This is a genomic window from Cellulomonas persica (assembly GCF_007989825.1).
Taxonomy (GTDB): Bacteria; Actinomycetota; Actinomycetes; order Actinomycetales; family Cellulomonadaceae; genus Cellulomonas; species Cellulomonas persica.
In genome coordinates this window covers 22492-31073 of sequence record NZ_BJUA01000021.1, presented here as the reverse complement: position 1 = coordinate 31073, position 8582 = coordinate 22492, and the positions used below count along the sequence as shown (strand labels likewise).

Genomic DNA, 8582 nt, shown 5'->3' with positions numbered 1-8582 from the left:
CAGCGGCCATGACACCTCCCCCATGCCCGACCCCTGCGGGCCGATGCCGGACGCGACCCGGACGAGCCACGCCGGTCCCGACGAATCAACGCGAAACCGACCGCACAGTATCCGAGTTCGCCGGGTCACGTCGCCCGCCCCAACCATTTCTGGACCACGTTCGCCCGGACGGTCGACTCAGCCACCGGCCTCGCGAGGGGTCGCGGTGCCGGGGGCGGACCCGCCGGTCGCCGCACGCCGGCGCATGACGAGGCCCGCGGTGGCCGCGGCGAGCAGCAGCGCGATCCCGACGACGACGAGGGCGCCGCTCGGCGTGCTCGTCGGGTTCGGAGGCCTGCCGGAGGCCCCTCCCGACGAGTCGCCGACGGCGGGGGCGGGCGACGCAGAGGCGGAGGCCCTGGGTCCCGACTCCGTGCCGAGCACCGCGCCGTGGGGCGAGGTCGCGGTGAGCAGCGGGTTCACGTCGGGGTACTGCCGCGGGTCGTGCGAGAGCAGGTGCGGGACGTCGACGACCCCGTAGCCCAGCGCGCTCTTGACGACCCGCGCGGCCCCGACGACCCGCGTGGCCCCGACGACGCGAGCGGTCCCGACGGCGAGCCCGCGCCCGGTGCGCGCTGCTGCCCGCCCGTGCGCGGTGCGCGCTCCTGTCCGCCGTTGCACGCAGGCCGCTGCCGGAGCTCCCATGCCCGCATCTCCCCGTCGACGTGCCGGTGGAGACGCATGGTCCTCCCCGGACGCACGTTGGGCCAGAGGGTGCACGACCGTGGTGGTGCCGGTCACGGCATCCCCGCCACGGCTGACGTGCTGACCGGGCCGTGGCGGTGGTCCGCCACGGCCCGGTGGGTGGTCACCAGCGGGCGGCGTTGGCGCGCTCGGTGGCCTGGTAGTCGTCGTTCGAGGTGGCCACGGCCCGGCCGATCTCGGCGAGCAGGGCCTTCATGTCGGTCAGCGCGGCGGTCCACTTGGCGCGCGCGGCCTCGTAGGACGTGGAGGCCTCACCGGACCAGTCCGCGCGCAGCGGCTGCAGCGCCTGGTCCATGTCACCCAGGCGCGACTCGATGCGCGAGGCACCGGTCTGGATGTCGGCAGCGGCGGTCGACAGACCACCGAAGTTCACCTTCAGGTCGCTCATGACGTTCCCCTTCCTCAGCCCAGGCGCCCGGACAGGCGCGAGAACGTCGACGACTGCGTGTCGTCCGACGCCGTGTACGACGACTGCGACTGCAGCAGGTTCGCCTCGAACTCGTTGAGCGCCGAGACGATCTTCGACGCGTCGTCCCGCCAGCGGACCATCAGCTGGTTGAACGCGATCGCGCCCTGGCCCTGCCAGTGCGACCCGATCCCGGCCAGCTTGCCCTCCAGAGCGGACAGCTCGGACTGCAGCTCGCCACGCGTGCGCGCCACCACGTCCGCTCCGCGCTTGATCGCACCATCTGCAGCGGAAACCTCAGCGGCCATGACACCTCCCCCATGCCCGACCCCTGCGGGCCGATGCCGGACGCGACCCGGACGAGCCACGCCGGTCCCGACGAATCAACGCGAAACCGGGTGAACCGTAACCTGACCACGCCGACGCGCGTCGGCGCTCGTCCACGGCCTGTGGACGACGAGGGACCACCACGTCGGGACCCGCGCGGTCCCGGGCCCCGGTCGGACGAAGAGCCGGTGGGCCGCAGGACGGGGCCCGGACCACGCGCGTCGCTGGCTATGCTGACCGGCGACCTGCCGCCGACCACCCGCGGCCGACGACCACCCGAGGACGCCGATGACAGATCCGAGCACACCGACGGCCCCCGTCGGCACCTTGCTGCGGATCTCGGTCACGGCGGGGGAGCGCCGCGTCGACCTGGGCGCGCCGGGCAACGTCGCCGTCGTCGAGATCGTGCCGGGCCTGGCGCGTGCGCTCGGGATGCTGGACGCGGCGTCGGTGTACGGCGGGTACCGCCTGGTGACCGCCGAGGGCAGCACGCTCGACCCGGCGCGCAGCCTCATCGCCTCGGGGGTCGAGGACGGTGCGATCCTCACGCTCGAGTCCGGCGCGGACCAGCCCGACCCGCGCGTCTACGACGACGTCGTCGAGGCGGTCGCGGACGCGGTGGAGAGCCGGTTCCGCGCGTGGACGCCGCACGACTCGGCGCTGGGCGCGGCCTGGGGCGCGGCGGCGATCGTCGCGGCCACCGCGCTGCTGCTCCTGGGCGCCGACCGCACGTCGCCGCTGCCGCCCGTGGTCGCCGCGATCGGCGCGGTGCTCGCGGTCGTCGCGGGTGCGGTCGTCGCGCGTACCGGCCGGGACTCGTCGGCGGGTCGCGTGCTCGTGCTGTCGGCCGGGCTGCCCGCTGCTGTCGCGGGGCTCGCGGCCGGGTCGGCCGCGCCGTCGTGGGGCTGGCCCGCAGCCGCCGCGGGCGCCGGCCTCGTCGTCGCGGGCGTGCTCGCGCTCGCCGCGCTGCCGGACGGTCGCGAGACGGCGATCGCCCCGGTCGGGCTCGGCCTCGCGCTGGGTGTCGTCGGGGCCACTGTCGAGCTCGCGCAGTCCGAGCCCGCGCACGTGCTCGCGGTGGTCGTCGCGGCCGTGCTGACCGCGAGCATCGGGGTGCCGTGGCTCGCGCTGGCGAGCACGCCGCTGCGCGTGGTCTCGCCCCGCTCCGACGCCGAGATCCTGCTCGACCCGGTCCCGGTCGACCCGGACCGCGTGCGCCGCCAGCTGGACTCCGGCTACCGGATCCAGCTCGCGCTGCGCGTCGCCGTCGGCCTCCTCGCGCTGCTGGCCACGCCCACGCTCGTCGGCTCGGGTGCGCTCGGCACGGTGCTGCTCGTCGTCGGATGGGTCGGCCTGCTGCTGTCGACGCGACAGTCGTACGCGCGCGCGGACGTGCTCGTCGTGGTGTGCCTCGGGATCACGGGCCTGGCGCTCACGCTCGTCGTCGCTGCCCTGGCCCACCCCTCGTGGCGCACGGTGCTGGTGTGCTCGGCCGGCGCGGCGGCCGCGGCGCTCGTCGCGCTGGGCCTCGTGGCGCCCCGGCGCCGCGTCGCGCTCGCGCGCGCCGGGGACACGATCGAGATGACGTGCCTGGCCGTCCTGCTGCCGCTCGGCGTCGCCGCCGCCGGCCTGGTCTGACGCGGGGACGCCGTGGCAGCCAAGCGTGACCTCGTCGAGGCGCAGTCGTTCAGCCGACGGCGCCTGCTGACGGCGTTCGTGAGCGGAGCGCCCGGCGGTCAGGAGCTCGAGCCGACGAAGCCGATGCGCGGCGTCGTCGCGGGCCTCATGCTCAGCGTGCTCGTCGTCCTCGGCTCGCTCGCGTGGGGCGCGCTGCGCAGCGATCCGAACGACTGGCACTCGAACCGCCTCGTCGTGGTGAAGGGCGAGGGCACGCGCTACGTCGCCCTCAACGACGCGCTCTACCCCGTGGTGAACACGACGAGCGCGCGGCTGGCGATCGAGGCGGGCCAGTTCGCGGTCGTCGAGCTCGCGCCGCGCGTCATCGCGGGCACCGAACGTCGCGAGACGATCGGCATCGTCGGCGCACCGGACGCACCGCCGCGCCCGGACGCGCTCGTGCCGACCGGCTGGACGTCGTGCGTCGCTGACCAGGACGGTGCCACCGCGGTGTCCACGTCGGTGGGGATCACCGTGCCCACCGAGGCGGGCGGCGCCGTGGTCGCCGAGCTCGGCACCGAGACGTTCGTGGTGGTCGGCGGGCTGCGGCACCGCGTGGCGGAGGCCGACCTGTCGAGCGTGCTGCGTGCGATCGGGCTCGAGACCGCGCCGCGCGTCGAGGTGCCCGGCACGTGGCTGAACCTCTTCCCCGAGGGCACCGCGCTCGCGCCGCTGACGGTCGAGGGGGCCGGCCGTCCCGCGCCGTCGAGCGCCGGGCTGGGGGACCTGGACGTGGGCACGGTCGTGCGCGTCGCGGGCGCGGGGAGCGCCGACCGCTGGTACGTCGTCGACCGCCGCGGCGACCTCGCGGTCCTCAGCGAGTTCGCGACGGAGCTGTACCAGCTCGGTGAGCCGGGCGCGCAGGAGGTCACGCGCACGCCCGCGGAGGTCGCCGGTGCCGGCACGGCGACGACGCCCGTCGCGCCGCAGGACTGGCCCGGTGAGCCTGTCGAGGCGATCGGGGTCGAGCGTGCCCCGTGCGCCGTGCTCACCACGGGCGCGGACGCGGGCGTCGAGCTGGTCTCGACCGACGGGGCGCCGGCGGCCGGCGTGCACGTCGTCCCGGGTGGGGGTGCGCTGGTGCTGTCCCGCTCGCAGGAGGGCGGTGCCGGCACCCACGCGCTCGTCGACGAGATGGGCCGACGGTTCGGCCTGCCGACCGTCGACGGCGGCGACGACGACGTGCTGGCCCGGCTCGGCTACGACGCCGAGGACGTCACCGTGGTCCCGCCCGCGTGGGCCGAGCTGTTCGAGGCCGGCCCGGCGCTGACGGTCGAGGCCGCGCTCACCCCGGTCGCGCCATGACCCCCGTGCCCCGTCAGCGGCGGCCGCGTCTCGCGGCGTCGCTCGCCGCGCGGGCGGCGCTGGCCTGCCTCACGCTGGGCGGGGCGTCGGCCGCGTGGGTCGCGGACGCGCCCGCGGCGGACGCGACCGTCACGCAGGGCTGCGGCGACGAGGCCCCCCGGTACCTCGACCAGGAGCCGCCCGCGCTCGCGCAGCTCGGCGCGCAGGCGGCGTGGCGGTTCGCGACAGGTGACGGCGTCGTCGTCGCGGTCGTGGACTCGGGCGTCGACGACCGCAACCCGCACCTGGACGGCGCCGTGGTCGACGGGCACGACGTCGTGACCGGGGACGGGACGGGTCGCGCCGACACGTGGGGCCACGGCACCGCCGCCGCGGGCATCATCGCGGCGCGGCGCGTCCCCGACTCGGGGGTGCTCGGCCTGGCGCCCAAGGCGACGATCCTTCCCGTGCGGGTCTACCACGCCGAGGGCGACCAGGCGGTCGAGCAGGGGGTGCAGCCGACGCCCGCACGCATCGCCGAGGGGATCACGTGGGCGGCGGCGCACGGTGCGACGATCATCAACGTGTCGATGTCGACGGATGCCGACGACCCCGCGCTGCGCGCCGCCGTGCGGGACGCGACCGCGCGCGGCTCGCTCGTCGTCGCGAGCGCGGGCAACCGGAACACCGCGGACGACAAGTCCGACGACGCGCGCTACCCGGCGGCGTACCCGGAGGTGCTGGCAGTCGCGGCGGTCGACGCGGACCTGCGCGCCACGGACGCCTCGATCCACGGGCCGCACGTCGACGTGGCGGCGCCGGGCGCGCAGGTCCTGACGGCGTACCCGGGCGCGGGCGACTGCTGGTACGCGACGACGGACCCCGCGGCGAGCTGGTCGACGGCGTACGTGTCGGCGGCGGCGGCGCTGCTCGCGGAGCGGTTCCCCGACGAGACGCCCGCGCAGTGGGCCTACCGGCTCACGTCCACGGCGGCGCGGGCGACGCCCGAGCGCACCGACGAGCTGGGCTGGGGCGTGGTCCGGCCGGACGCCGCGCTGCAGCTCGCCGCCGTCCCGACCGACCCCGTGCGGACGCCGACGCCGGCGCCCACGGTGACCGCGTCCCCGATCGTGGTCCAGGACGTCGCCGACCCGATGGCGCAGGTGCGCGCCGACGCCGTGTGGTGGGTCCTGGGCGGCACCGCCTCGGTCGCGCTCGTCGCGCTCGTGTGGCGGCTCGTCTCGCCGCGGAGGGTCCGATGACCGCGCCGCTGGCGCTGCGGTGGGGGAGCGCGACGTCGCCGGGCGGCCGGTCGACGAACGAGGACGCGCTGCTCGCGCAGGAGGACGTGTTCGTCGTCGCGGACGGCATGGGCGGCCACGACGCGGGCGAGGTCGCGAGCGCCACCGCGATCGAAGTGCTGCGCTCGCTCGTCGGACGGGGAGCGGACCCGGACACGGTGCGCGACGCGCTCGTCGAGGCGAACGACCGCATCCGCGCACTGCCCGAGGGACACGGACGTCGACCGGGGACGACGGTGACGGGCGTCGTGCTGACGGTGCACGAGTCGACGCCGTGCTGGGTCGTGCTCAACGTCGGCGACTCGCGCACGTACCGGATGGTGGGTGCGGTGCTCGAGCAGGTGACGCGCGACCACTCGGAGGTCGCCGAGCTCGTCGCGGACGGCCTGGTGCGTCCCGACGACGCGCCGTACCACCCGTGGCGCCACGTCGTGACGCGCGCGCTGGGCGGCGGCACGCCCACGGTCGAGCCGGACCTCGACGTGATCGCGGTGAGCCCGGGGGACCGCATGCTCGTGTGCTCGGACGGCTTGACGGACACCGTGCCGGACGCGCGCATCGAGGCCGACCTCAAGGCCGAGTCGGACCCGCAGGCCGCGGCGGACCGGCTCGTCGCGACCGCGCTCGCGGCGGGTGCCACCGACAACGTGACGGTGCTGGTGGTCGACGCCCCGGCGGTGCTGCCGTCAGCGTAGGCCCGGCGAGCGCGCCGGAACCGGCGTTCCCCTACGCTCGGCGCGTGGACGCGATCGACGAGCGCATCATGGAGCTGCTCCGGGCCGACGGACGGGCCGCGTACGGACGCCTCGGGGAGCAGGTCGGACTCTCGGCGTCCGCCGTGAACCGACGTGTCGACCGGCTCGTCGCCGACGGCTCGATCGCCGGTTTCACCATCCGCACCGGCCGCCCGCCGGGGGCGACGCCGATCCAGGCGTACGTCGAGATCTTCTGCTCGGGGAACGCCTCGACCGCGTCGCTGCGGGCGACGCTCGAGGCGATCCCCGAGGTGCGGCGTGCCGGGACGGTGTCCGGCGACGCGGACGCGGTCGCCTACGTCGTCGCGCCGACGATCTCCCAGCTCGAGTCCGCGATCGAGCGGATCCGCGAGGCCGAGCACGTCGACCACACCGTGAGCTCGATCGTCCTGACGGACATGTTCGACCGCTGACCGCGTCGCCCTGGGGCCCGCGCGTGTCCGCATGCTGACGCGGGGGCAGGAACCGGACATGGGGAGGTCCTAGGATGACCGGCAGCACGCCCTGCCCGCCGCGACCCGCTGCAGCGAGGCGCCCGGCTCGAGAGCGCGTCGTGACGAGCGCGGGCCCGGACGGCAGGGCCACGTCCCCGAATCGGAAGGTCCGCCCGTGAGCACCCCGACCCTGCGTGTCGCCGTCGTCGGAGCCGGTCCCGCCGGCATCTACGCCTCGGACATCCTGTCCAAGACCGACCTCGACGTGAGCATCGACCTCTTCGAGCGTCTGCCCGCACCGTTCGGCCTCGTGCGCTACGGCGTCGCGCCCGACCACCCGCGGATCAAGCAGATCATCGTCGCGCTGCACAAGGTGCTCGAGCGCGGCGACATCCGCCTGCTGGCGAACGTCGACTACGGCACCGACCTCAAGCTCGACGACCTGCGCCAGTTCTACGACGCGGTGATCTTCTCGACGGGCTCGATCCGCGACGCCGCGCTGCCGATCCCGGGCATCGACCTCGAGGGCTCGTACGGCGCCGCCGACTTCGTGTCCTGGTACGACGGGCACCCCGACGTGGCGCGCACGTGGCCGCTCGAGCACCAGACCGTCGCCGTGATCGGTGCCGGCAACGTCGCGCTCGACGTCGCGCGAATCCTCGCCAAGCACGCCGACGACCTGCTGCCCACCGAGGTCCCCGCGAACGTCTACGACATCCTCAAGGCGAACCCGATCACCGACGTGCACGTGTTCGCCCGGCGCGGTCCCGCGCAGGTGAAGTTCTCGCCGCTCGAGCTGCGCGAGCTCGGTCACGTCCCCGACGTCGACGTCGTCGTCTACCCGGAGGACTTCGAGTTCGACGAGGGCTCGATGGCCGCGATCCACTCGTCGAACCAGACCAAGCAGGTCGTCAAGACCCTCACGGACTGGACGCTCAAGGAGCCCGAGGAGCTGACCGCCTCGCGCCGCATCCACCTGCACTTCCTGCACAAGCCCGCCGAGGTCCTGGGCGAGGACGGCAGGGTCGTCGGGCTGCGTACCGAGCGCACCGCGCTCAACGGCGACGGCAACGCGACCGGCACCGGGCAGTTCCACGACTGGCCGGTGCAGGCCGTCTACCGCGCGGTCGGGTACTTCGGCTCGCCGCTGGTGGACATCCCGTTCGACGACGTCGCGGGCGTGATCCCCAACCGCGAGGGACGCGTCGTCGACGTCGACGGCGAGGCGCTGCCCGGCGTGTACGCGACCGGCTGGATCAAGCGCGGGCCCGTGGGCCTCATCGGCCACACCAAGTCGGACGCGTCCGAGACCATCCGCCACCTCACCGAGGACGTCGCCGCGGGTGGCGAGGCGTTCTACACCGCGACCGACCGCGACCCGTCGGCCGTCACCGACTTCCTCGCGTCGCGCGGCGTCGAGGTCATCCAGTGGACCGGCTGGGAGCTGCTCGACGCCTACGAGCGCTCGCTCGGCGAGCCGCACGGCCGCGAGCGGATCAAGGTCGTCCCGCGCGAGGAGATGGTCGACATCGCGCTCGGCCGCACGACGGAGGCCTGACCGGCCACGTACCCGGCCCACGAGAGCCGCATCCCGTCCGGGGTGCGGCTCTCGTCGCGCGTGCGCCGGCGGCCTCGGCGCGTCAGGCTCGGGGAA

9 protein-coding genes are annotated in these 8582 nt (G+C 75.1%); 6 read left to right on the top strand and 3 right to left on the bottom strand.

Annotated features, from left to right (window positions below; translation table 11 throughout):
• Positions 1-177: 177 nt before the first annotated feature.
• From CPE01_RS15145 to CPE01_RS15135, 3 genes are all read right to left on the bottom strand, one after another.
• A complete protein-coding gene (locus CPE01_RS15145) occupies positions 178-684 on the bottom strand; it encodes a hypothetical protein (RefSeq protein WP_146807643.1) in 507 nt (168 codons plus the stop codon).
• Positions 685-847: 163 nt separating this feature from the next.
• Entirely contained in the window at positions 848-1132 is a 285-nt protein-coding gene (locus CPE01_RS15140; RefSeq protein ID WP_146807642.1) for a WXG100 family type VII secretion target, read from the bottom strand.
• Positions 1133-1146: 14 nt separating this feature from the next.
• Positions 1147-1458: a WXG100 family type VII secretion target gene (locus CPE01_RS15135; RefSeq protein ID WP_146807641.1), complete on the bottom strand. Its 312-nt coding sequence runs from the start codon at positions 1456-1458 to the stop codon at positions 1147-1149.
• 307 nt (positions 1459-1765) lie between these two features.
• Between CPE01_RS15135 and eccD the strand changes: the two genes are divergently transcribed.
• From eccD to CPE01_RS15105, 6 genes are all read left to right on the top strand, one after another.
• A complete protein-coding gene (eccD, locus tag CPE01_RS15130) occupies positions 1766-3115 on the top strand; it encodes a type VII secretion integral membrane protein EccD (protein WP_146807640.1) in 1350 nt (449 codons plus the stop codon).
• 12 nt (positions 3116-3127) lie between these two features.
• Entirely contained in the window at positions 3128-4459 is a 1332-nt protein-coding gene (gene eccB, locus CPE01_RS15125) for a type VII secretion protein EccB (protein ID WP_146807639.1), read from the top strand.
• A complete protein-coding gene (locus CPE01_RS15120) occupies positions 4456-5700 on the top strand; it encodes a S8 family serine peptidase (RefSeq protein ID WP_146807638.1) in 1245 nt (414 codons plus the stop codon). Before eccB ends, CPE01_RS15120 begins: the two co-directional genes overlap by 4 nt.
• Positions 5697-6434 carry a PP2C family protein-serine/threonine phosphatase gene (locus CPE01_RS15115; RefSeq protein WP_146807637.1) on the top strand — a complete coding sequence of 246 codons (738 nt, stop codon included), beginning with the start codon at positions 5697-5699 and terminating at the stop codon, positions 6432-6434. The genes CPE01_RS15120 and CPE01_RS15115 overlap by 4 nt, the downstream gene beginning before the upstream one ends.
• A gap of 44 nt (positions 6435-6478) precedes the next feature.
• Positions 6479-6907 (top strand): Lrp/AsnC family transcriptional regulator, encoded by a 429-nt coding sequence (locus CPE01_RS15110; protein ID WP_146807636.1) that lies wholly within the window; start codon positions 6479-6481, stop codon positions 6905-6907.
• A 196-nt stretch (positions 6908-7103) separates the two neighbouring features.
• Positions 7104-8486, top strand: coding sequence for an FAD-dependent oxidoreductase (locus CPE01_RS15105; protein ID WP_146807635.1), 1383 nt, complete (start codon positions 7104-7106; stop codon positions 8484-8486).
• The last annotated feature ends 96 nt before the right edge of the window (positions 8487-8582 follow it).